The following is a 22955-nucleotide window of genomic DNA, read 5'->3' as shown; positions in this document are numbered from 1 at the left end:
CGGATCACCACCAACAAGGAGTAACCCTATGAAGACCTATATGATCGGCGCAGTGGCCGCCCTTTGCACCGCCACCACAGCCTTTGCAGACGATGTGACGCTTCAGTTGAAGTGGGTCACCCAAGCCCAGTTCGCAGGCTATTACGTCGCGCTGGACCAAGGCTTTTACGAGGCCGAAGGGCTGAACGTGACGATCCTCGCAGGTGGCCCCGACATCGCACCGGGTCAGGTGCTCGCAGGTGGCGGCGCTGACGTGATGATCGATTGGTTGCCGTCGGCATTGGCGGCCCGCGAAAAAGGCCTGCCGATCGTCAACATCGCACAGCCCTATAAATCCTCGGGCCTCATGCTGACCTGCTGGAAAGACAGCGGCATCACGGGCCCCGCCGACTTCCCTGGTCACACCATCGGCGTTTGGTTCTACGGCAACGAATATCCGTTCCTGTCGTGGATGAGCCAAGAGGGTATCGCCACTGATGGTGGCGAGGGTGGCGTGACCGTCCTGAAGCAGGGCTTTAACGTTGACCCGCTCTTGCAGCGTCAGGCCGACTGTATCTCTACCATGACCTACAACGAATTCGGTCAGGTGCTTGAGGCTGGCGTTTCGCCCGACGAACTCGTCACCTTCAAATACGAAGACGTGGGCGTCGCAACCCTCGAGGACGGTCTATATGTCCTCGAAGAGAACCTGAACGATCCGGCCTTTGCTGACAAAATGGTCCGCTTTGTGCGTGCATCGATGCAGGGCTGGAAATGGGCTGAAGAGAACCCAGAAGACGCAGCTATGATCGTTCTCGACAACGACGAGACAGGCGCACAGACCGAAGAGCACCAAATCTATATGATGGGTGAAGTTGCGAAGCTGACCGCTGGTTCGAATGGCGCGCTGGATGTTGCGGACTATGAACGCACCGTTGCGACCTTGCTGGCTGGCGGTTCTGATCCTGTGATCACTGTTGAACCGTCGGGCGCATGGACCCATGCGATCACTGACGCAGCGCTTCAGTAAAACGAAAACGGGCAGGAGAGTGATCTCCTGCCCAACCTTTTATCCGCGTGATGCCTTTTCGGCGATGCCAGACTGCGACGTGCGTTTGTCCAGCTCTGCCTCAATATCAGCGAGCGTCACATCGCGGGCCGCACACATCACCAGCAGGTGATAGAGGCTATCCGCCGCTTCCCCGATCAGCTTTTCACGGTCGCCTTTGACCGCTTCAATGATCGCCTCCACAGCTTCTTCGCCAAACTTTTCAGCGCATTTTTCAGGGCCTTTGGAAAACAGTTTTGCCGTCCAAGAGCTCTCTGGGTCCGCGCCTTTGCGCGACTGGATGGTTTTATCGAGATCGTAAAGCGACATCAGAGCCTCACTGGAATGCCGGCAGCGGCCATGTGTTCTTTGGCCTCACCGATTGTGTAGGTGCCGAAGTGGAAGATCGACGCCGCAAGAACAGCCGACGCACCACCCTTGGTCACACCTTCAACAAGGTGATCAAGGTTCCCCACACCGCCCGACGCGATCACAGGAATATCCACCGCGTCCGAAATGGCTTTGGTCAGGGGCAAGTTAAAGCCCGCTTTGGTCCCGTCGCGATCCATTGAGGTCAGCAGGATTTCCCCTGCGCCTTTCTCCATCGCAGTGATCGCAAATTCGACCGCATCAATGCCCGTGGGTTTGCGTCCGCCGTGGGTGAAAATCTCCCAACGGCCAGGTTCAACGGTTTTCGCGTCAATCGCACAAACGATGCATTGTGACCCGAACCGCATCGCCGCGTCTGTCAGCACATCAGGGTCCGCCACAGCTGCCGAATTGAACGACACCTTATCCGCACCCGCCAACAAAAGCGCCCGAACGTCATTGTGCGTCCGAACACCGCCGCCCACCGTCAGGGGCATGAAACAGGCCTCAGCCGTGCGGGTCACCAGATCGAACATCGTGCCACGGTTTTCATGGGTCGCATGAATATCGAGGAAACACAGTTCGTCCGCACCTGCGGCGTCATAGGCCTTTGCGGCTTCGACGGGATCACCGGCGTCGATCAGGTCAACGAAATTGACGCCCTTGACCACGCGGCCATCAGCGACATCTAGGCAGGGAATGATACGGGTCTTTAGCATGACCTTTCCTTACGCGGGCAGGGCGCATCGGGCAAGTTGTCGTTTGCGCCGTGGTGTGAAATGGTCCGCACAAATAAGGAGAATACGAATGACATTCGCAAACTACCCGAGCCTAAAAGACAAAGTCGTTTTCGTCACAGGCGGTGCGTCAGGCATTGGTGCGGATATTGTGCGGGCTTTTGCAGCCCAAGGGGCGCAGGTTGGCTTTATCGATATTGATGAAGACGCGGCCATTAAACTGATGGACGAAGTCGACGGTGATCTGACCTTTGCAGCGGCAGACCTGACGGATATCGAGGCCCTGCGTGTGGCCTTTGCCGCGCTAGAGAACGAGGTCGGTTATGCAGACGTTCTGGTCAACAACGCTGCCCGCGATGACCGTCACGATTGGCGCGATGTAACGCCTGAATACTGGGACCAGCGTCAAGCGACGAACCTGCGCCATATGTTCTTTGCGATCCAAGCCGTGGCCGACGGCATGATCTCCAAAGGGGGCGGGTCGATCATCAACATGGGGTCAAACAGCTGGTGGGAAGCCGCAGGCGGTATGCCCTCTTACACCACCGCAAAGGCCGCTGTGCACGGTATGACCCGTGGCATGGCGCGTGACCTCGGCCCGCATCGCATCCGTGTGAATACCGTGGTTCCGGGTTGGATTATGACCGAACGGCAGAAGCAGCTTTGGGTCACGCCCGAAGGCATCGCGAAACACAAAGAGCGTCAGTGCCTGCCCGATCTGATCGATCCGATCTACGTTGCACGAATGGTACTGTTCCTTGCCTCTGACGACGCAAAGATGTGCACGGCGACGAACTACGTTGTGGATGCGGGATCGATTTAATCGATCACGCACGGCACATGGTTTCGGCGGTCTGAGCGAAGTTCTTGTAGCGCAGCCAAAACGCCTCGGTCGCGGGGTTATCGGATTGGCGCGTATCTTGGGCTTTTTGCGGATCGCCGAAGAGTTCCGCCGCGCGGGTCTGGTCCGACCCACGTAGGGTCTGGTTCGCCGCCCGCTGGATGCAGGAACACAGCGCAGGGTTCGCAGCGGTGCGGTGGCTCGACATACAAGCCTTCGAAATATCGCCAGACGCGCCCGATCGTCCACCACCACAGGACATCAGTGCCAAACAAGCCATTCCGGCCATCACAAAACGGACCATAAAAACCTCTGCCGATTAAACGCCCCACCCATCAACGTGGGCTTTGCTGGGCTGATTTGCCTCTCAGGTGCAGAGTGCCAGAGAGGGGGCCGAATGTCCACGCGGCATAAGGCTCAAACGAAAACAGGGCGCAAAACTGCGCCCTGTTCCGGTCCCGAAGGACATATTCGATCGGCGATTATGCCAGAGCGAGGTTCGAAGCCGACTCGCGACCGTCACGGCCGGATTCGATGTCGAAAGTAACCGCTTGACCGTCTTTCAGACCGGTCAGGCCAGCGCGCTCAACAGCAGAGATGTGAACGAAAACGTCGTTACGTGCGCCTTCAACTTCAATGAAGCCGAAGCCTTTGGTTGCGTTAAACCATTTTACGGTACCATTAGCCATGGTGTAGTTCCTTTATGTTAAGGCGCCCGCAAAACGCGACGCCGCCGGCAGCTCAACGTCGAATAGCTGGGCCGGGTAAGGAACAGTGTCGAAATTCAGATTGCATCCGCCGTGTAACAGAGTGTCCCCCTTTACGCAAACGAAAACGGGGACCGCCGTGGCGGGGCATCCTTGCCCGACCGTTTGCCCGCTCTAGTTCAGCCAAGTTGGCGCCTTGACTGCAAATGAAAGTCCGCTGCCTTTTGAAACCAAAGCGAGCGGTCTAAAGAAATGCGGGGCACATGATTTTCCAAATTCTCGAAGTAGTCCTGCCCATCTTCATAATCATCTTGGTAGGATTTATTTACAGCCGTGCGGTAAAGCCCGATTTGTCTGGCATTAACCGCATGATCGTCGATATCGCGCTACCCGTTTTAATTTTCACGTCGCTCTCGAATAAAGACTTCGATCCGCTGTCAGCGGCGATGTTTGCAATGGCCTCTGTGCTGCTCATCCTCGCCAGTGGTTTGTTGGCCTACCCCTTCGCTCGGTTCTCGGGTGCAAATTGGCGATCCCTTTTGCCCTGCGTCATGTTCGGCAATGTCGGACCCGTTGGTATTCCGTTGATCGTGCTCGCTTTTGGGCCAGAAGGACTCCCGATTGCGGTGGTTTTACTGGTCCTATCGAACATCCTCCATTTCACAGTCGGAGCAGGTGTGATGAGTGGTCGAACCCATTGGCGGATCGTGTTCACCAATCCTCTGGTTTGGGCGACGGTTACGGGAATAGCCGTTTCACAGTTTGGTCTGACCTTCCCGAAATGGGTGGATACACCGCTGACGATGATCGGGAATATCCTTGTTCCGACGATGCTCTTGTCACTCGGTGCGCGGCTGGCCACCAGTGCAATCAGCGATGTCGGGGTAGGCGTGCGCGGCACCGCACTGACCACGCTGGCGCGGATTTTTGCTTGCTACATCATACTGTTGTTCATTCCGCTCGAAGGGATCGAACGCGGCGCGCTGATCCTGTTTGCCTGTCTACCGTCCGCTGTGTTCAACTACATGCTCGCCGACAAATACGATGCAGAGCCCAACAAGGTCGCCTCCATGGTCGTCACAGGTCATTTCGGCAGTCTGATCGTTTTGCCTTTCGGGCTATGGCTGGCCTTGATGTGACGATGGGGCCGAAAATTCTGCGGTGGAGGGCGATCAGAAATGACGCCCTAACCGCCGCAAATGCAAAAAGTTTTGTGCTTGCAAAATTAGACCTAACTATTCACCAATTCCAAGAATTCGAATGAGGGAGGATGTCGATGACAAAGGTAGCATTTTTAGGGCTTGGCGTGATGGGTTACCCGATGGCGGGCCATTTGCAGGCCAAGGGGCATGACGTCACCGTCTATAACCGCACCGCGGCCAAGGCCGAAAAATGGGTCGCCCAGCACGGCGGCGCGATGGCAGCCACCCCGCGCGAAGCGGCTGAGGGTGCGGACATCGTATTCGCCTGCGTTGGCAACGATGACGATCTGCGCGGCGTCTGCACAGGCGCTGATGGTGCCTTTGCGGGCATGTCAATGGGCGCGATTTTTGTCGACCACACCACCGTGTCTGCCGCTGTGACACGCGAGCTGTTCGCCGCGGCTGAGGCGCTCGGCCTCGGGTTTGTGGACGCGCCCGTTTCGGGTGGACAGGCGGGTGCCGAAAATGGCGTCCTGTCGGTCATGTGCGGCGGTGTTCAGGCGCAATATGACACGGCTGAACCTGTGATTGCCTCTTACGCGCGCATCTGCCGGCGCATCGGCGACTCTGGCGCGGGTCAGATGACCAAGATGTGCAACCAGATCGCCATCGCAGGCCTCGTTCAGGGTCTGTCAGAGGCGCTGCATTTCGCGGAAAAAGCAGGCCTCGACGGGGCATCCGTGGTCGAAGTGATCAGCCAAGGCGCTGCGGGCAGCTGGCAAATGTCAAACCGTTACCAAACCATGATCGACGACCATTTCGAACATGGCTTTGCCGTGGATTGGATGCGCAAGGACCTTGGTATTTGTCTGTCGACTGCAGATGAAACAGGGGCGAGCCTGCCCGTCACAGCGCTGGTCGATCAATTTTATAAGGACGTTCAAAAAATGGGCGGCGGACGTTGGGATACGTCATCGCTCATCAAACGTCTTCGTGCGGCGGGGTAATCGCTCGCGTCACATGTAACGAAACGAACCGCCGCGCCCCACGAAGGAGACGACCGTGACCAAGCCGAAACTGCTGATTACGCGTAAACTACGACCCGACGTGGAGGCGCGCGCGGCGCGTGACTATGATGTGACCTTTAACCCCGAGGACCGTCTGTTCACGCGCGATGAATTGATCGCGGCCTGTCGCACCGTTGACGCCGTTTTGCCCTGCCATTCCGAACTTTTCAGCGCCGATGTGATCGCTGAGATCGGCGCGGGGCTAAAGATCATCGCCAACCATTCGGTCGGCACCGATCACGTCGACCTTACTGCTGCTAAAGCGGCGGGCATTGTCGTCACAAACACCCCTGATGTGCTGTCGGATGCGACCGCTGAAATCGCGATGCTCTGCATGCTCGGCGCTGCGCGGCGCGGGGCCGAAGGGGACGCGATGGTGCGTTCTGGTCAGTGGAATTTCTGGTCGCCCGCCTTCATGGTTGGGCGTCAGGTGACCTCCAAACGGTTTGGCGTTCTGGGCATGGGGCGGGTCGGCCAAGTCACCGCTGAACGGGCGCGCGGGTTTGGAATGGAAATCCATTACCACAACCGCCGTCGTCTGCCCGAACACCTCGAAAAAGGGGCGATCTACCACGACACCATCGAAGGCCTTTTCGCCTGTTCGGATGTGTTGAGCCTTCATTGCCCATCCACGGCTGAAAACGCTGGAATCATCAACGCTAAAACCCTCGCGCTTTTGCCAGATCGGGCGATCTTGGTGAACACGGCGCGGGGCGCATTGGTTGATGAAACCGCTCTCATTGACGCTTTGACGTCAGGTAAATTGTTCGCGGCAGGGTTGGATGTTTTCCAAACAGAGCCGGGCGGAAACCCAAAGCTCGCTGCCTTGCAGAATATATTCATGTTGCCGCATATTGGCTCGGCAACCGAAGAGACACGGGATGCCATGGGCTATCGTGCACTCGACAATCTGGACGCCTATTTCAAGGGTGCAGAGCCCCATGACCGCGTGGCATAGTATTAAAAATAAAGGATAATCGTTTCTTTTTCATTTCGATTTCCATCTGGTGGAAAAGATAAATTTATTTGCTTGATTTTGATGAAAGGCCTTCTACCGTATTAGATAGATTAACGACACATGATGTGTCCGAAATCGTCTGGGAGGACATCAATGACTAAGAAAACTGACACTGCGCGTTTGTCGCGCCGTTCCTTTATTCGTACCGGTGCCCTAGGTGGTTCGGCTGCTGCCGCAACCGTTCTGGCGGCTCCGCCGGTATTGGCCCAATCTCCGATCGTAATGAAAATGCAGACATCTTGGTCTGCGTCGGACATCTGGATGGATTTCGCGCGCGAATACGTTGACCGCGTTGAGGCTATGTCCGGTGGCCGCATTAAGATCGACCTTCTGCCCGCAGGCGCAGTTGTTGCCGCGTTCCAGGTGATGGACGCTGTGCATGACGGCGTTCTCGACGCTGCGCACACTGTGCCCGTGTACTGGTACGGTAAATCCAAAGCGGCGTCGTTCTTCGGAACCGGCCCTGTTTTCGGTGGCTCTGCTACAACAATGCAGGCCTGGTTCTATCAGGGTGGCGGCGCAGAACTGTATCGCGAACTGACCCAAGATATCCTCGGCCTGAACGTCATCGGTATGATGGGTATGCCGATGCCTGCACAGCCGTTCGGCTGGTTCAAACAGGAAGTGAACACTGTTGCTGACCTCAACGGCTTTAAATACCGTACTGTGGGTCTGGCTGCTGACCTTCTGCAGAGCATGGGTATGTCTGTTGCACAGCTTCCGGGCGGCGAAATCGTTCCCGCAATGGAGCGTGGCGTGATCGACGCGTTCGAATTCAACAACCCGTCGTCGGACCGTCGTTTCGGTGCGCAGGACGTAGCTAAGAACTACTACCTGTCGTCCTATCACCAGGCGTCGGAATCGTTCGAATTCCTCTTCAACAAAGACTTCATGGAAGACCTGCCAGAAGACCTGCAGGCCATCCTCAAGCACGCAGTTGAAGCGTCGTCGACCTCGAACACCGCTCTGGCGATGCGCGAATACTCCAAAGACCTTGCAGAACTTCAGTCGGATGAGGGCGTCACCGTCCACCGTACGTCCAAAGAAATTCTCGCGGGTCAGTTGGCCGCTTGGGACACGCTGATTGCTGATCTGGAAACGGATGAGTTCAACGCACGTGTCATGGAAAGCCAGCGTGCTTGGACCGAAAAAGTTGCGTACTATGAACTGATGAACGCACCTGACCTCGGCCTCGCATATGACCACTATTTCCCGGGTAAGCTGAAGCTCTGATCATCAGCAAAAAGGCGCGGGGGACCGCGCCTTTTTCACCTAGGATTGGTCCGGACTGGAGTTACGAATGCTAAAATATATCCGATTTGCCGATACTTTATCTGCGTGGTTCGGCAAGGCTTTTGGATGGCTGATCATCCTGATGACCCTTGGCATGAGCTACGAGGTCTTCGTTCGGTATCTGTTGAACAGCCCCACACCGTGGTCGCTGGACATCAGCTTTATCATGTATGGGACGTTGTTCATGATGGGCGGCGCCTACACCCTGTCGCGTGGCGGGCACGTGCGCGGCGACTTCCTCTACCGGCTGTGGCGGGAACGGACTCAGGCGATTGTCGACCTGACACTCTACATCCTGTTCTTCTTCCCCGGTATCCTCGCGCTCATCTTTTCGGGCTGGAAATACGCAAGCCGGTCGTGGAGCTACACTGAGGTTTCTGTGAACAGCCCCGCAGGCATTCCAATCTATCAGTTCAAAACTGTGATCGTTGCGGCAGGCCTTTTGCTCTTGATCCAAGGTATCGCGCAAGTGTTCCGCTGCATCATCTGCATCAAAGAGGGCAAGTGGCCCCCGATGGCGTCGGACGTAGAGGAAACTGAAACCCTACTTATGAAACAGGCATCTGAGGGCAAATAATCAGGTCCCCATCTGGCTGAGACCTACTCATCTGCCGTCCTATTACTGGAGTTCACACCGTGACCGATCCGCAAATCGCTCTTACCATGCTGGGCATCTTTATTGCCTGCGTGTTTTTGGGCTTCCCGATTGCCTATACGCTCATGGCGATTGGCCTAGGCTTTGGCTACTACGCCTATTTTGACGCTGACCGCATGTGGCGCAGCTTTAACCGACTGACCGAAGACGCTGGTTGGTGGGACTCGACCTCTCTCTGGCTAGAGGGGTTCTATAACAACCGTATCTTCGACCTCTTCATCAACCAAACCTACTCAGTCATATCAAACGAAGTTCTCACGGCGATCCCGCTGTTCCTCTTTATGGGCTACATCGTGGAACGCGCGAACATCGTTGATAAGCTGTTCAGCACGCTTGCACTCGCATCGCGCAACATTCCGGGTTCGCTCGGCGTGGCCGCTCTGATCACCTGTGCGCTCTTTGCGACCGCAACGGGTATCGTGGGCGCGGTTGTGACCCTGATGGGCCTCTTGGCGCTGCCGCAGATGCTCAAGATGCGCTACGATCACAGCTTTGCGGCTGGCATCATCTGTGCGGGCGGTACGCTGGGTATTCTGATCCCGCCGTCGATCATGCTGATCGTGTACGCAGCATCGTCGGGTGTTTCGATCGTACGCCTCTACGCTGCGGCTCTGCTGCCGGGTCTCGTGCTGGTTGGCCTCTACATCACTTACATCGTTGTGCGGTCGGTCCTGAACCCGAAACTCGCGCCGAAACCGACCAAGGACGAACTGCCAGAAGTTCCGACAGGCAAGATGCTCTGGATGCTGGCGACCAGCTTCCTGCCTCTTGCGCTCCTGATCCTCTCGGTTCTTGGTTCCATCCTCTTTGGTCTGGCAACCCCGACCGAGGCAGCCTCTATCGGTGCGCTGGGTGGTATGGTTCTGGCGATTGCCTACCGTGCGATGACCTTTGATCGTCTGCGCGAAAGCGTCTATCTGACCGTCCGCACCACCGCGATGGTGTGCTGGCTGTTCGTTGGCTCTTATGTGTTCTCGGCTGTGTTCAGCTACTTGGGCGGTGAGCAGGTGATCGCAGAGTTTGTGACCCACCTCGATCTGACACCGATCCAGTTCCTTATCATCGCTCAGTTGATCATCTTCCTTCTCGGCTGGCCGCTGGAATGGTCCGAAATCATCATCATTTTCGTACCAATCTTCCTGCCGCTTCTGCCGATGTTCGGGATTGATCCGCTGTTCTTTGGTGTGCTCGTGGCGCTGAACCTTCAGACCAGCTTCTTGACCCCACCAATGGCGATGAGTGCGTACTACCTCAAAGGTATCGCTCCGCCGCAGGTCAAACTGCTCGAGATCTTCAAGGGCGTGCTGCCGTATTGCGGTATGGTCGTGATAGCCATGTTACTCATGTACACCTTCCCGCAGATTGTCTTTAGCCTACCGGATGCCGTCTATGGTCCGCAGCGCTAAGATACAGGCCATACTCGGTTTGGGGGCGGTCGCTTTGCGCGACCGCCTCGCATCGGGTGAATTCACGGCCGTCGATGTGGTCGAGGCCTGCCTTGACCGCATTACCGAATATGAACCGCAGGTTGGCGCTTGGGCGTGGCTCGATGGCGATCACGCCATTCAACAGGCGCAGCGTCTGGATCAATGGCGGCAAATGGGACGTCCCTTGGGTCCGCTTCATGGGCTACCTGTTGGTCTCAAAGACATCATCGACACCAAAGGCATCCCGACCGAAAACGGAACCCCCATCGACGCGGGTCGTGTCCCGTCCGAGGATGCTTGGATCGTCGCACGCCTGCGGGCTGCGGGTGCGATCATCTTGGGCAAAACGGTCACGACTGAGGCTGCGTTCATGCACGCGGGCAAAACCCGCAACCCACATAATCCCGATCACACCCCCGGTGGGTCATCCTCTGGCTCTGCTGCGGCTGTCGCGGCGGGCATGGTGCCTTTCGCCATCGGCACGCAAACGGGCGGCTCTGTCATTCGGCCCGCTTCGTTCTGCGGGATCGTTGGGTTCAAACCCACCTTTGGCCTCATCCCGCGCACGGGTATCCTGCCGCAATCGCCACACCTCGATACCGTTGGCGTCTTTGCCCGCTCCGTCGAAGATTGCGCGCTGTTGACTGAGGTCATCGCAGGCCATGACCCGCTGGACCGCGCGACGTCCCCAGTTCCAATGCCACGGATGCTCGACGTGGCGTTGTCGAAACCACCCGTGCTGCCCGACTTTGCCTTGGCCCGTATCCCGGGATGGGATCAGGCTGATCCGCAAATGACCGCCGCCATCGAAGAACTGGTCGACCTCTTGGGCGACAAATGCATTGATGCCCCGCTGCCCGAACTGAGCCAAGCCGCGAAAACCCGCGAGCTGATCAACTTCGCTGAAATGGCGAAATGCTACTACCACTTGGAGGCCCGTGGGCGGGATCAACTGTCGGACAAACTCCGCACAGCCATCGACAAGGGCAAAGACGTCATGGCCCGCGACTACATCTCTGCGCTCGACTGGCGCGAGGTGTTGAACGCTGGGTTCGAGGCGATCTTTAACCGTGCAGACGCGATCATCTGTCCTGCCGCCCTCGGCCCTGCGCCCGAAGGGTTAGAGGACACAGGTAACCCGATCTTTAACGGGCTCTGGACCTTGGCAGGGATGCCCAGCGTCACGATCCCGCTCTTTGTCGCGGAAAACGGAATGCCAATGGGGGTCCAGCTTGTTGGTCGTCGCAATGATGATGCGCGGCTCTTGCGGACAGCCAAATGGCTCAACTCACATATAGAAACACTCGAAACAGGGAACTGAGACTATGAACAATACGATTGCTGTATTTGCGTTTTTGGTGGTCATCGCCTTCTTGTCGATCCTTGTGATCCATGTCCCGCGCGTTGACTTGATATCAGTGATTGCAATCACGGTGGCACTGGGCCTTTGGGACCTCTACACCACCTGCTTTGCCAAAAAGAGCTAAGCACATAAAAAACGGGCGGCCCTAGAGCCGCCCGTTTTCGTTTAACTATCTGACCTCAGAGCGTGGCGAGGAAGTGATCAATGCCCGCCTGTGCGACCTCGCGGTCTTGGGCTGGGGTGCCTGACGACACACCGATGCCGCCCACAACGTCCCCGTCTACGATGACGGGCAAGCCCCCACCGACGACCATCAAACGACCCCCGATTGCAGAGTCGATGCCATAGGTCGGACCACCGGGTTGGCTAATCGCGCCGTAATCATGCGTCGCCTTTTTCGCCGCCGACGCGGTAAAGCTCTTGTCGATGGCGATAGTGATCGACGTGACCTTGCCGCCGTCCATCCGTTCAAAAGCCACCAGATTGCCGCCTTCGTCTGTGATCGCGATGCACATCGGAACGCCAATCTCACTCGCTTTGGCCCGCGCACCCTCAAGGAGGATGCGCGCGTCGTTCAGGTCTAGTCGCTTAATAAGTTGCATGACGCTCTCCGATCACTTCGCAGCAGCTTTGACGCGCAGGCGCGCCTTATACAGAAGCGGCTCAGTGTAGCCCGACGGCTGCGAAATACCTTCGAGCACCAGCGCCCGCGCCGCATTGAACGCTTCGCCATCGAACGACGGTGCCATTGGTTTGTATGCCGGATCGCCCGCGTTCTGCGCGTCTACCTTCGGTGCCATACGGCGGAATGCCGCTTCGACCTGATCAACGGTGCAGATGCCATGCTCGATCCAGTTGGCGAGGTATTGCGACGAAATACGCAAGGTCGCACGGTCTTCCATCAGGGCCACATCGTCGATGTCAGGCACTTTGGAACAGCCGATGCCCTGATCAACCCAACGCACCACATAGCCTAGAATGGACTGGCAGGCGTTGTCCAACTCGCGGGTCACATCCTCGTCCGACACATTGCGGCCGATCATGACAGGCGGTGTCAGCAGCGCGTTCTGCGAGGCATGGTCACGCGACCGCAGCTCGTTTTGAACCTCGGACACATTCACATGGTGGTAATGCGTCGCGTGCAGGGTCGCAGCGGTGGGCGAGGGGACCCAAGCGGTGTTGGCACCCGCCTTCGGATGGCCGATTTTCGCCTTGAGCATATCCGCCATATCGTCCGGACGCGCCCACATGCCTTTGCCGATCTGCGCCTGACCCGTGAGTCCAGCCGCCAGACCCGTGTCCACGTTGCCGTTCTCATAGGCACCGAGCCACGAGCTCCCCGCCATTTCACCACGCGGGATCACAGGGCCCGCCTGCATCATCGTGTGGATCTCATCGCCCGTACGGTCGAGGAAGCCGGTGTTGATGAACACGCAGCGCGTCTTAACCGCGTTGATACAAGCCGCGAGGTTCGCCGAGGTGCGGCGCTCTTCGTCCATGATGCCGAGCTTTACGGTATCGCGCGGCAGGCCGAGCATATCCTCAACCCGACCATAGAGCGTGTTAGCAAAGGCAACCTCTTCGGGGCCATGCATCTTTGGCTTCACGACATAGACCGACCCGCTGCGCGAGTTTCGCATCCCGTCGGTCTTCGCCAAATCGTGCATCGCGCAAGCCACGGTGATCACCGCGTCCATGATGCCTTCGGGGGTTTCTTCGCCGTTCATCAGAACCGCGTTGTTGGTCATCAGGTGACCCACGTTGCGCACCAGCATCAGCGCACGACCGGGGTGGGTGACGGCCTCACCGTTCGGTGCCGTATAGGTCACGTCATCGTTCAGACGACGGGTCATGACCTTACCGCCCTTGTCAAAGCTCTCTTCCAGCGTGCCTTTCATCAGGCCCAGCCAGTTCGCATAGACAACGCATTTGTCCTCAGCGTCGACAGCCGCGACAGAGTCCTCGCAGTCCTGAATGGCGGTCAGTGCGCTTTCCAGACGGATATCCGAAATGCCAGCAGGATCAGTCGCACCAATCGCGCTCTCACGGTCGATCTTAATCTCGATCAGCAGGCCGTTGACGCGCAGCATCACATCGCCATTCGCACGGTAGCCCGCGTATTGGCTCGCGTCTTTCAGAGTGGTCGCAGCACCACCAACGGTGATCGACAGAGCCTCACCTGCGTCCAGCGCCTCAACATTCGCCCACGACCCATTGGCCAGCGGTGCAACCTGATCCAGATGCGCACGCGCCCAGGCAACAACCTTTGCGCCGCGCTCAGCGTCATAGCCTTTGCCAGCGGGCTTTCCTTCGATCGCGTCCGTGCCGTAGAGCGCATCATAGAGCGAACCCCAACGTGCGTTCGCCGCGTTCAGCGCAAAGCGTGCATTCATCACAGGCACAACCAGCTGCGGACCCGCAATGCTTGCGATCTCTGGGTCTACATTTTCGACCTTGATCTCGAACGGTGCAGGTGCGGGCTGAAGATAGCCGATCTCGCGCAGGAAAGCGTTCGCCTCTTCGACGTCAAAGTCCTTTCCCTTCTGCGCCTTATACCACGCATCGATCTGCGCCTGCAGGTCCTCGCGCTTTTCAATCAACGCGCGGTTCACGGGCACGAGGTCTTTGAGAAGGGCGGAATACCCATCCCAGAATGCATCAGCATCAATGCCAAGCAGGATTTCGTTTTCAATGAGAGCCGCCAGATCAGCAGACACCTCAAGTTCAGAGCGTTTTACATAAGTCATAGCGGCCTCCATTTTTTAAAAATGTAGACCGAGGGCAGGCGGGGTGTTAACCATCGACGAAATAGTTTTTCACGATGCGGAAAATGTCGATGAAACAGAAAGTCGGATCAGTTCAATCGGTGCAGCGGGCCATGACCCTGCTCAAGGCCCTTGCGGCCTCGGATGAAGGTCACCGTGTCAGCGACCTTGCCAAGGGTGCGGGCCTCGCTGTGTCCACCACCCACCGTCTGTTGACCACGCTTGAGATCGACAACTTTGCCTACTTCGATCCAGAGCGTGCGCTTTGGCATATCGGGCGCGAGGCCTACTCTGTCGGGTCGGCATATGTACAGAAATATAACTTCGTCACACCGGCCTTGCCCTACCTGCGCAAACTGCGGGACGAGACACGCGAAACCGCGAATCTCGGCGTGCTGGACGGTGAGCAAATTGTTACTATTTCTCAAGTAGAAAGCCGCGAAATCGTCCGCGCTATTTCCCCTACGGGCGGGCGCGTTCCGGCCTTTTGTTCGGGCATGGGAAAGGCCATTTTGGCCACGTGGTCAGACAATCAAATCGAACGCTTCGCAGAGCGGGCAGGGTTCCACCCAATGACCCCTCGGTCGCACCGAAACCTCGATACTTTAATGACCGAAATTCGCCACATCCGCGAGGTCGGATATGCCGTTGACGACGAAGAACACGCCGCGGGTCTGCGCTGCGTCGCGGCGGTGGTTCTGTCGCGGGCAGAGGATGCTGTCTGCGCGATTTCCGTCTCCGCACTCTCCTCGCGTCTTTCCCCTGATCGCATCAGCGAAGTCGGCGTTCGCATCCGCGATATGGCACAATCATTGACAGAATCGCTGCGCGGAACCGCATAATCACCCACTTTTCCACTAGATGGAAAAACTGGAAAAAGTGCGTTGGTCTTTCCGCGTTTCGGCCTATTGTTAAGTCAGGGAGGACGAACCGATGGACATGCCAATTCCAAGCGCAGAGATTTTGTCGCGCCGCGCAGATCATATAGCCGCGCTCAAATCCGTGGTGCCTGCGGACCGCGTGATTGAGGACGTGATTGGCCTGCGTGCCTACGAATGTGACGCACTCACCGCCTATCGCTGCACGCCCCTCGCCGTGGTTCTGCCCTGCAACACCGAAGAGGTCGCCGCCGTCCTGAAACTCTGCCATGACCGCGGTATTCCTGTTGTCCCACGCGGTGCGGGCACCTCGCTAGCCGGTGGGTCGCTACCGACTGCGGACGCTGTCGTCGTGGGTGTCGCCCGCCTGACGGACGTGCTCGAAGTCGACTACGACGACCGCATCATGCGCATCCAAACGGGCCGCACGAACCTCTCTGTCACCGCCGCAATCGAAGAGGACGGCTGGTTCTACGCCCCCGATCCATCGTCGCAGCTCGCCTGCGCGATCTCTGGCAACATCGGCATGAACTCGGGCGGGGCGCATTGCCTCAAATACGGGGTGACGGTGAACAACCTGTTGGGTCTGCGGATGGTGCTGATGGACGGCACGATCATCGACCTTGGCGGCGCACATATGGACGCGGGCGATATCGACCTTCTGCCCGTGGTCTGCGGCGCCGAAGGCCAGTTGGGTATCGTGACCGAAGCCACGCTCCGCATTCTGCCTAAACCCGAAGGCGCACGCCCTGTTATGGTGGCCTTTGGTTCCTCCGCCGTCGCGGGCGCTTGCGTGTCCGACATCATTCAGGCAGGCATCGTCCCCGTCGCCATCGAATTCATGGACCGCCCCTGCATTGAAGCCTGCGAAGCCTTCGCCAAAGCGGGCTACCCCGATTGCGAGGCGCTCTTGATCATCGAGGTCGAAGGTTCTGACCGCGAAATCGACCATCAACTTGCCCTGATCCGCGAGATTGCCGAACGCCATAACCCTGACGAAATCCGCGAAAGTCGTTCCGCCGATGAATCCGCCCGTATCTGGTTAGGCCGTAAATCGGCCTTTGGCGCGATGGGTCAGATCAACGATTACATGTGCCTCGACGGCACGATCCCTGTGTCCGAACTGCCCTACGTCCTCGAACGGATTGGCGAACTGTCCAAGGAATACGGCCTCGGCGTTGCGAACGTATTCCACGCGGGCGACGGCAATATGCACCCGCTGATCCTCTTTGATGCGAACAAACCCGGTGACCTCGAACGGTGCGAGGCGATGGGCGCTGATATCCTCCGCCTCTGCATTGAGGTTGGCGGCTGTCTCACGGGCGAACATGGCGTTGGCATCGAAAAACGTGACCTCATGCACGCGCAGTTCAACGCCCAAGACCTAGAGGCGCAGATGATCGTTAAGGATGTGTTTGACCCGAAATGGCTCTTGAACGCGGCAAAAGTATTTCCGCTTGATGCGTCAGAGGCCCGCCGCGCATGACCCAAACGACATTCACCCCGACGACCGAAGGCGAACTGTCCGACATCATCGCGTCTGCCTCTGGGCCGTTCGACATCGTCGGCGGCGGCACGCGCCATACGCCTGCGGGCCATCAGCGTCTTTCGACCGCTGGGCTATCGGGCGTGCGCCTTTATGAACCTGGTGCACTGACCCTCGTGGCTGGAGCAGGGACCACGATGGCAGAGATAAACGCGCTCTTGGCCGACAACGGTCAGCGTCTGCCATTTGAGCCAATGGATCACCGCGCGGTTCTTGGCACCACAGGCGAACCAACACTCGGCGGGATGATCGCGCTGAACCACTGCGGCCCGCGCCGCGTTCAGGCAGGGTCGGCTCGTGATATGCTCTTGGGCCTGCGGTTTGTCGACGGCAGCGGGCGCATCGTGAAAAACGGTGGCCGCGTGATGAAAAACGTGACGGGCTATGACATTGCCCGCCTTCATTGCGGGGCGCGTGGAAAACTCGGCGTGATGACCGAAATCTCGCTCAAGGTGCTGCCGCTGCCCGAACGCACCGCCACTATGGCACTGGCCGAACCATCACCCATCGCAGCGGTTGCGGGCTTGTCCAAAGCGCTAGGTTCCCCGTTCGAGGTTAATGGGGCCGCATGGCATCAGGACCGTATTCTCCTTCGGATAGAAGGGTTTAACGACTCCGTCAGCTACCGCGCCGACCAACTCGCGCGCCAGTTACCAGGTCTCACCCTCGTCGATGAAAACCCATGGGATGATCTGCGCGACGCGCGTTTTGCGGCCACCACAGATCGCGACATCTGGCGCGTGTCCCTGCGGGCCAGCAATGGCGCGAAAGCGGCTGAGCGTCTGATGGGCATGGGCGTCGATGTGACCTTGGACTGGGGCGGTGCGCTCCTCTGGGCGAGCACGGATAACGGCTTTGACCTGCGTTCCGCCCTCGGCGGACTGCACGGACACGCCACGCGTCTGCGCGGGGCAGGGGATGCGCCCGCGCTCGAACCCGCCGCTGACGGCGTTGCCCAACTGACCACTGCATTGCAAAAAGCCTACGACCCACGCGGGTTGTTCAACGGGTGATCCATGAAAACTGAATTCACAGCAGAACAGCTCGCCATTCCCGCCATCGCGCGGTCTAACGAAATCCTGCGGTCTTGCGTCCATTGCGGGTTCTGCACGGCGACCTGTCCGACCTATCAAATCCTTGGCGACGAAATGGATAGCCCTCGTGGGCGTATCTACCTGATCAAGGATATGCTGGAAAACAACCGCCCTGCGGACGCGGAAACGGTCAAACACATCGACCGTTGTCTCGGCTGTCTGGCTTGCATGACCACTTGCCCGTCGGGGGTGCATTACGCGCACCTTTTGGACCACGCCCGCAGCCATATTGAGGCGACGTATAAGCGCCCGCTCTTTGATCGGGTGCTGCGTTGGACGCTGGCGCGGATCATTCCATACCCGTCGCGGTTCCGCCTCGCACTGCGTGCGGCCCGTATCGGTCGCTTCCTCGGCCCGCTTATGCCTGACCCACGTCTACGCGCCATGCTCGCGTTGGCCCCTGACCGCATCGTGCCGCCCGCCGATCACGACCGCCCGCAAACCCACGCGGCCCAAGGCGCGGCTCGGAAACGCGTAGCCCTGATGACGGGCTGTGCGCAAAAGGCGCTCGATTCAGAGATCAACGCCGCCACCATCCGTCTCCTGACCCGCCTCGGCGTCGAAGTGGTCATTCCAGAGGGCGAAGGCTGCTGCGGTGCCATCGTCCACCACATGGGCCGCGAGTCCGAGAGCCACAGCTTTGCCCGTCAGAACATTCGGACTTGGGCGCGTGAGATGGATGGCAAAGGGCTCGACGCGATTATCATCAACACCTCGGGCTGCGGCACCACGGTCAAGGACTACGGCCACACCTTCCGCAACACCGATCTGGCCGAAGATGCCGCACGTGTGTCAGGCATCTGCCGCGACATCACCGAATTCCTCGCCACGCTAGACCTGCCCGAACAGCCCAAACAAAACATGCGCGTGACCTACCACGCGGCCTGTTCGCTCCAGCACGGTCAAAAGGTCAAAGACGCGCCCAAGGCGCTCTTGACCCGCGCAGGGTTCGACGTGGCAACGCCCAAGGACTCCCACCTCTGCTGTGGGTCTGCAGGCACCTACAACCTCTTGCAGCCCGAAATCGCGAATGAACTCAAGGCTCGCAAGCTGGCGACGATCAACGACACGAAACCCGACGTGATCGTGGCAGGCAACATTGGATGCATGACCCAGATCGGATCAGGCGCAAACGTGCCCGTGTTCCACACCGTCCAACTGCTCGACTGGGCCTACGGCGGACCAAAGCCAGAGTAGGGGACTACTCTGGCCTTTTTACCCGTTTACCCGCGTCCGATGAACGGCATCGCGGTCGCCATGATGGTCATGAACTGAACGTTCGTCTCGAGCGGCAGTCCCGCCATATACATCACGCTCGTCGCGACTTGCGCCACGTCCATCGTCGGCTCGACCTTGATCGACCCATCCGCCTGCGCAATGCCCTTGGTCATCGGTGCAGCCATTTCCGTCAGCGCATTGCCGATGTCGATCTGACCGCAAGCAATGTTGAACTGCCGCCCATCAAGGCTCAGCGTCTTTGTCAGCCCCGTCACCGCGTGTTTCGACATGGTGTAGGGCACCGATCCCACCCGTGGCGCATGGGCAGAGATCGACCCGTTGTTGATGATCCGTCCGCCCTGTGGCGACTGGTGCCGCATCATCCCATAGGCTGCGCGGGCGCACAGGAACATGCCCGTGATATTGATGTTCGACAGGTTGAGCCAATCCTCGACCTTAATCTCGTCGATATGCGCCGCAGGAACGCCGACGCCTGCATTGTTGAACAACACATCAAGCCGGCCCCACGTGTCGCGCAGCGTCGCAAAGCCCGCCTCGACCTCGCTCGGCACGGTCACGTCAAACGGCAGGACGAGCGCGTTCTCATGCCCCTGTGCCGTCTCGGTCAGCGTTTCCGCGCGGCGACCGACCAGAGCCACCCGCCAGCCGTTTTCCAGGAAATGACGCGCCGTGGCCCGTCCGATGCCACTACCGGCACCTGTGATCATGATTGTTTTCATCGTGTTATCGCCCAAGTCAGCCCCCATTACACCGTCAGCAACACTGCGCCCGTTACACCGCCTGCTTCAATCGCGGCATGAGCCTCTGCGGCCTGCGTCAGTGGGAACCGACGCCAGACGTTTGGCTTGATCACACCGCGCTCTGCTGCATCGAACACGGCCTTTGCCCGCATGCGATATTCGGACTCTTCCACCGCATGGTTGGCAATAGTCGGGCGGGTGATGAACAGCGATCCCTTGGTGTTCAGCGTCGACATTTCGACCGCAGCAGGCGCGCCAGAGGATGCCCCCATCGACACCATCAACCCACGCGGGGCGAGGCAGTCGATGGACGTGTCAAACGTCGCACGCCCCACGCCGTCATAAACCACCTGAACCTTCGCGCCCTTGGTAAAGGTGCTCACCTCGTCAACGATGTTATCCGTGCCCCAGATCAACACCAGATCACAGCCCGCGGCCTTTGCCGTCTCAACACTATTCGCACCAGACACAACGCCGATCACCGTCGCGCCGATCTCTTTGGCGAGTGCGGTCAGGATCTGACCCACGCCGCCCGCAGCCCCGTAAACGAGGATCGTATCGCCCGCTTTGACTTCACCCGTGGCGGTCAGCAGATATTCCGCCGTGATCCCCTTGAACAAAATCGCCGCCGCGTCCTCAAAACTCAGCGCGTCAGGGATTTTCACGGCCCGCGCCGCAGGGATATTGCGGGCAGAGGCATAGGCCCCAACAGGCCCCAGAATATAGGCGATCCGATCCCCGACGCTGTAGCCCGTGACACCTTCGCCAATCGCCACAACGCGTCCAGCGCCCTCAAGGCCGAGCCCATTAGGAACTGCAAACGGCACTGTGCCCTTGCGCTGCATCACGTCGAGATAGTTGATCCCAATCGCCTCATGTTCGATCCGCAACTCCCCCGCTGCGGGGGCCACTGGCTCTACCTGAACGGCGTGCAAAACCTCGGGCGCACCGGTTGTCTCCAACCTGATCACTGTATCCATCGTCGGGCTCCTCCTCCCTGTCTTTCGGAAACGCTAGTGACCGTTTGAACGGTTCACAATCATTTCCCTGAGGGAACTGGCGCAGCCCGCCACGATTGCCAGCGATTTCCAAAAATTGGTTCAGATAGGGCGCCCCATCCACCGCTTTCGCACGACATTCCGCCCATGGGCCCCTTGGCTATGCGGTTGGGGATATCTCCCCCCTTGCAAAACGGACCTTTCCCCTACATAGACAGGCGCTGAACCCCACATAGGCTGCCTTTTCCATGACCGACCTGTCCCACATCCGGAACTTCTCGATCGTTGCTCACATTGACCACGGTAAATCCACGCTTGCGGACCGTCTGATCCAGTCGACGCAAACCGTTGCTGACCGCGATATGAAGGCGCAGCTTCTCGACAGTATGGACATCGAACGCGAACGCGGCATCACCATTAAGGCGAACACCGTCCGCATCGATTACCTCGCTGACAATGGTGAGAAATACGTTCTCAACCTGATCGACACTCCCGGACACGTCGACTTTGCCTATGAGGTATCCCGCTCCATGCGCGCGGTTGAAGGCTCGCTCTTGGTCGTGGACTCGACCCAAGGCGTTGAGGCGCAGACCCTCGCCAACGTGTATCAGGCCATCGACGCGAACCACGAAATCGTGCCCGTCCTGAACAAGATCGACCTCCCCGCAGCAGACTGCGAACGCGTGGCGGAACAGATCGAAGACGTGATCGGCATCGACGCCTCTGAGGCGCTTCAGGTCTCTGCGAAATCTGGCATCGGTATCAAAGAAACGCTCGAAGCCATCGTCCACCGTCTGCCCGCCCCCAAAGGCGACCGCGATGCTCCGCTCAAGGCGATGCTCGTGGACTCGTGGTACGACAGCTACCTCGGCGTTGTGGTCCTCGTCCGTATCGTCGACGGCGTTCTGCGCAAGAACGACAAGGTCAAATTCATGTCCAACGGCACCGTCCACCACGTGGACCGTATCGGCGTCTTCAAACCCGCCATGCTCGCCGTTGATGAACTTGGACCGGGCGAGATTGGCTTCCTCACCGCATCGATCAAACAAGTGCGCGACACCCGCGTGGGCGACACCATCACCCACGACAAAAAGGGCGCCGACACACCGCTTCCGGGCTTTAAGCCGTCGATCCCTGTGGTCTTCTGCGGCCTCTTCCCCGTCGACTCCTCCGAATTCGAGGACATGCGCGACGCGATCGAAAAACTCGCCCTCAACGACGCTTCCTTCTCCTACGAGATGGAATCCTCTGCCGCCCTCGGCTTTGGTTTCCGCTGTGGCTTCCTCGGCCTTCTCCACCTCGAAGTGATCCGTGACCGCATTGAGCGCGAATATAACATCGACCTGATCACCACTGCGCCTTCTGTGGTCTATCACCTGCACATGAAATCGGGCGAAGTGCGCGACCTGCACAACCCCGCTGACATGCCCGACCAGACCCTCATCGACCACATCGAAGAGCCCCGCATCAAAGCGACCATCCTCGTGCCCGATGAATACCTCGGTGACGTGCTCAAACTCTGTCAGGACCGCCGCGGCATCCAGCTGAACCTCACCTACGCAGGTTCCCGCGCGATGACCGAATACGACCTGCCCCTGAACGAGGTCGTCTTTGACTTCTACGACCGCCTGAAATCCGTGACCAAGGGCTATGCCTCCTTCGACTACCACCTTGTCGGCTACCGCGAGGATAACCTCGTCAAAATGTCGATCCTCGTGAACGAAGAACCCGTGGACGCGCTCTCCATGCTGGTCCACCGTGACCGTGCCGAAACCCGTGGCCGCGCCATGTGTGAAAAGCTCAAGGACCTGATTCCGCGTCACATGTTCAAAATCCCGATCCAAGCGGCCATCGGCGCCAAGGTGATCGCCCGCGAAACCCTCTCCGCCATGCGCAAAGACGTGACGGCCAAGTGTTACGGCGGCGACGCCACCCGTAAACGCAAACTTCTGGATAAACAGAAGGCGGGTAAGAAGAAGATGCGTCAGTTCGGCAAAGTCGAAATCCCGCAGGAAGCCTTCATCTCTGCGTTGAAAATGGACGATTGAT

General features: G+C 58.5%; 23 protein-coding genes. 15 read left to right on the top strand and 8 right to left on the bottom strand.

Annotation, left to right across the window (positions count from 1 at the left end; translation table 11 throughout):
* Positions 1-28 precede the first annotated feature (28 nt).
* The gene (locus tag AC1QQ2_RS08375) at positions 29-1009 is read left to right on the top strand and encodes an ABC transporter substrate-binding protein (protein WP_479712800.1); all 981 of its coding nucleotides are present in this window, start codon (positions 29-31) and stop codon (positions 1007-1009) included.
* Between the two features lie 39 nt (positions 1010-1048).
* On the opposite strand, the gene AC1QQ2_RS08370 is transcribed toward AC1QQ2_RS08375, so the two are convergent.
* Both AC1QQ2_RS08370 and hisF read right to left on the bottom strand, forming a co-directional pair.
* The gene (locus AC1QQ2_RS08370) at positions 1049-1360 is read right to left on the bottom strand and encodes a phosphoribosyl-ATP diphosphatase (protein ID WP_211096447.1); all 312 of its coding nucleotides are present in this window, start codon (positions 1358-1360) and stop codon (positions 1049-1051) included.
* On the bottom strand, positions 1357-2115 hold the full coding sequence (gene hisF / locus AC1QQ2_RS08365) for an imidazole glycerol phosphate synthase subunit HisF (RefSeq protein ID WP_067549611.1): 759 nt from the start codon (positions 2113-2115) through the stop codon (positions 1357-1359). The genes AC1QQ2_RS08370 and hisF overlap by 4 nt, the downstream gene beginning before the upstream one ends.
* Before the next feature lie 88 nt (positions 2116-2203).
* Here hisF and AC1QQ2_RS08360 point away from each other — a divergent pair, with 88 nt between their 5' ends.
* Positions 2204-2956 (top strand): SDR family NAD(P)-dependent oxidoreductase, encoded by a 753-nt coding sequence (locus AC1QQ2_RS08360; protein ID WP_479712799.1) that lies wholly within the window; start codon positions 2204-2206, stop codon positions 2954-2956.
* Between the two features lie 4 nt (positions 2957-2960).
* Here the strand turns inward: AC1QQ2_RS08360 and AC1QQ2_RS08355 are convergent, their stop codons facing one another.
* Together AC1QQ2_RS08355 and AC1QQ2_RS08350 are read right to left on the bottom strand one after the other, a co-directional pair.
* Positions 2961-3278 (bottom strand): arginine transporter, encoded by a 318-nt coding sequence (locus tag AC1QQ2_RS08355; RefSeq protein ID WP_105235527.1) that lies wholly within the window; start codon positions 3276-3278, stop codon positions 2961-2963.
* 178 nt (positions 3279-3456) lie between these two features.
* Positions 3457-3663 carry a cold-shock protein gene (locus AC1QQ2_RS08350; RefSeq protein WP_105235526.1) on the bottom strand — a complete coding sequence of 69 codons (207 nt, stop codon included), beginning with the start codon at positions 3661-3663 and terminating at the stop codon, positions 3457-3459.
* 281 nt (positions 3664-3944) lie between these two features.
* Here AC1QQ2_RS08350 and AC1QQ2_RS08345 point away from each other — a divergent pair, with 281 nt between their 5' ends.
* From AC1QQ2_RS08345 to AC1QQ2_RS08310, 8 genes are all read left to right on the top strand, one after another.
* Positions 3945-4820, top strand: a complete 876-nt coding sequence (locus tag AC1QQ2_RS08345; protein WP_479712798.1) for an AEC family transporter — start codon at positions 3945-3947, stop codon at positions 4818-4820.
* Between the two features lie 137 nt (positions 4821-4957).
* A complete protein-coding gene (locus AC1QQ2_RS08340; RefSeq protein ID WP_479712797.1) occupies positions 4958-5830 on the top strand; it encodes an NAD(P)-dependent oxidoreductase in 873 nt (290 codons plus the stop codon).
* Positions 5831-5885: 55 nt separating this feature from the next.
* Positions 5886-6848, top strand: coding sequence for a 2-hydroxyacid dehydrogenase (locus AC1QQ2_RS08335; protein WP_479712796.1), 963 nt, complete (start codon positions 5886-5888; stop codon positions 6846-6848).
* A gap of 153 nt (positions 6849-7001) precedes the next feature.
* Positions 7002-8141 carry a TRAP transporter substrate-binding protein gene (locus tag AC1QQ2_RS08330; protein WP_479712795.1) on the top strand — a complete coding sequence of 380 codons (1140 nt, stop codon included), beginning with the start codon at positions 7002-7004 and terminating at the stop codon, positions 8139-8141.
* 67 nt (positions 8142-8208) lie between these two features.
* Positions 8209-8778 (top strand): TRAP transporter small permease subunit, encoded by a 570-nt coding sequence (locus tag AC1QQ2_RS08325; protein WP_479712794.1) that lies wholly within the window; start codon positions 8209-8211, stop codon positions 8776-8778.
* A gap of 59 nt (positions 8779-8837) precedes the next feature.
* Positions 8838-10262, top strand: a complete 1425-nt coding sequence (locus AC1QQ2_RS08320) for a TRAP transporter large permease (RefSeq protein ID WP_479712793.1) — start codon at positions 8838-8840, stop codon at positions 10260-10262.
* Positions 10246-11604 carry an amidase gene (locus AC1QQ2_RS08315; protein WP_479712792.1) on the top strand — a complete coding sequence of 453 codons (1359 nt, stop codon included), beginning with the start codon at positions 10246-10248 and terminating at the stop codon, positions 11602-11604. Before AC1QQ2_RS08320 ends, AC1QQ2_RS08315 begins: the two co-directional genes overlap by 17 nt.
* Positions 11605-11608: 4 nt before the next feature.
* Positions 11609-11770 carry a hypothetical protein gene (locus AC1QQ2_RS08310; protein ID WP_167668775.1) on the top strand — a complete coding sequence of 54 codons (162 nt, stop codon included), beginning with the start codon at positions 11609-11611 and terminating at the stop codon, positions 11768-11770.
* A 55-nt stretch (positions 11771-11825) separates the two neighbouring features.
* Here the strand turns inward: AC1QQ2_RS08310 and AC1QQ2_RS08305 are convergent, their stop codons facing one another.
* Together AC1QQ2_RS08305 and AC1QQ2_RS08300 are read right to left on the bottom strand one after the other, a co-directional pair.
* Complete coding sequence (locus AC1QQ2_RS08305) at positions 11826-12248, bottom strand: GlcG/HbpS family heme-binding protein (RefSeq protein ID WP_479712791.1); 423 nt, start codon at positions 12246-12248, stop codon at positions 11826-11828.
* A gap of 12 nt (positions 12249-12260) precedes the next feature.
* The gene (locus AC1QQ2_RS08300) at positions 12261-14393 is read right to left on the bottom strand and encodes a malate synthase G (protein WP_479712790.1); all 2133 of its coding nucleotides are present in this window, start codon (positions 14391-14393) and stop codon (positions 12261-12263) included.
* An 89-nt stretch (positions 14394-14482) separates the two neighbouring features.
* Between AC1QQ2_RS08300 and AC1QQ2_RS08295 the strand changes: the two genes are divergently transcribed.
* The 4 genes from AC1QQ2_RS08295 (at position 14483) to glcF (ending at position 19126) form a co-directional block, all read left to right on the top strand.
* Complete coding sequence (locus tag AC1QQ2_RS08295; protein WP_245918061.1) at positions 14483-15253, top strand: IclR family transcriptional regulator; 771 nt, start codon at positions 14483-14485, stop codon at positions 15251-15253.
* A 91-nt stretch (positions 15254-15344) separates the two neighbouring features.
* The gene (locus tag AC1QQ2_RS08290) at positions 15345-16775 is read left to right on the top strand and encodes an FAD-linked oxidase C-terminal domain-containing protein (protein ID WP_105235517.1); all 1431 of its coding nucleotides are present in this window, start codon (positions 15345-15347) and stop codon (positions 16773-16775) included.
* Positions 16772-17848, top strand: coding sequence for an FAD-binding protein (locus AC1QQ2_RS08285; RefSeq protein WP_479712789.1), 1077 nt, complete (start codon positions 16772-16774; stop codon positions 17846-17848). The genes AC1QQ2_RS08290 and AC1QQ2_RS08285 overlap by 4 nt, the downstream gene beginning before the upstream one ends.
* Before the next feature lie 3 nt (positions 17849-17851).
* Positions 17852-19126, top strand: coding sequence for a glycolate oxidase subunit GlcF (gene glcF / locus AC1QQ2_RS08280; protein WP_479712788.1), 1275 nt, complete (start codon positions 17852-17854; stop codon positions 19124-19126).
* A 26-nt stretch (positions 19127-19152) separates the two neighbouring features.
* Here glcF and AC1QQ2_RS08275 read toward each other — a convergent pair whose 3' ends face one another.
* Together AC1QQ2_RS08275 and AC1QQ2_RS08270 are read right to left on the bottom strand one after the other, a co-directional pair.
* Positions 19153-19887 (bottom strand): SDR family oxidoreductase, encoded by a 735-nt coding sequence (locus AC1QQ2_RS08275; protein ID WP_067549741.1) that lies wholly within the window; start codon positions 19885-19887, stop codon positions 19153-19155.
* A gap of 26 nt (positions 19888-19913) precedes the next feature.
* Complete coding sequence (locus tag AC1QQ2_RS08270) at positions 19914-20888, bottom strand: quinone oxidoreductase family protein (protein ID WP_479712787.1); 975 nt, start codon at positions 20886-20888, stop codon at positions 19914-19916.
* Between the two features lie 266 nt (positions 20889-21154).
* Between AC1QQ2_RS08270 and lepA the strand changes: the two genes are divergently transcribed.
* Positions 21155-22954: a translation elongation factor 4 gene (gene lepA, locus AC1QQ2_RS08265; RefSeq protein WP_249946507.1), complete on the top strand. Its 1800-nt coding sequence runs from the start codon at positions 21155-21157 to the stop codon at positions 22952-22954.
* Position 22955 lies beyond the last annotated feature (1 nt).

It is taken from the genome of Aestuarium sp. (assembly GCF_023253315.1).
GTDB lineage: Bacteria > Pseudomonadota > Alphaproteobacteria > Rhodobacterales > Rhodobacteraceae > Marivivens > Marivivens donghaensis.
This window is presented reverse-complemented; position numbering and strand designations above follow the sequence as displayed.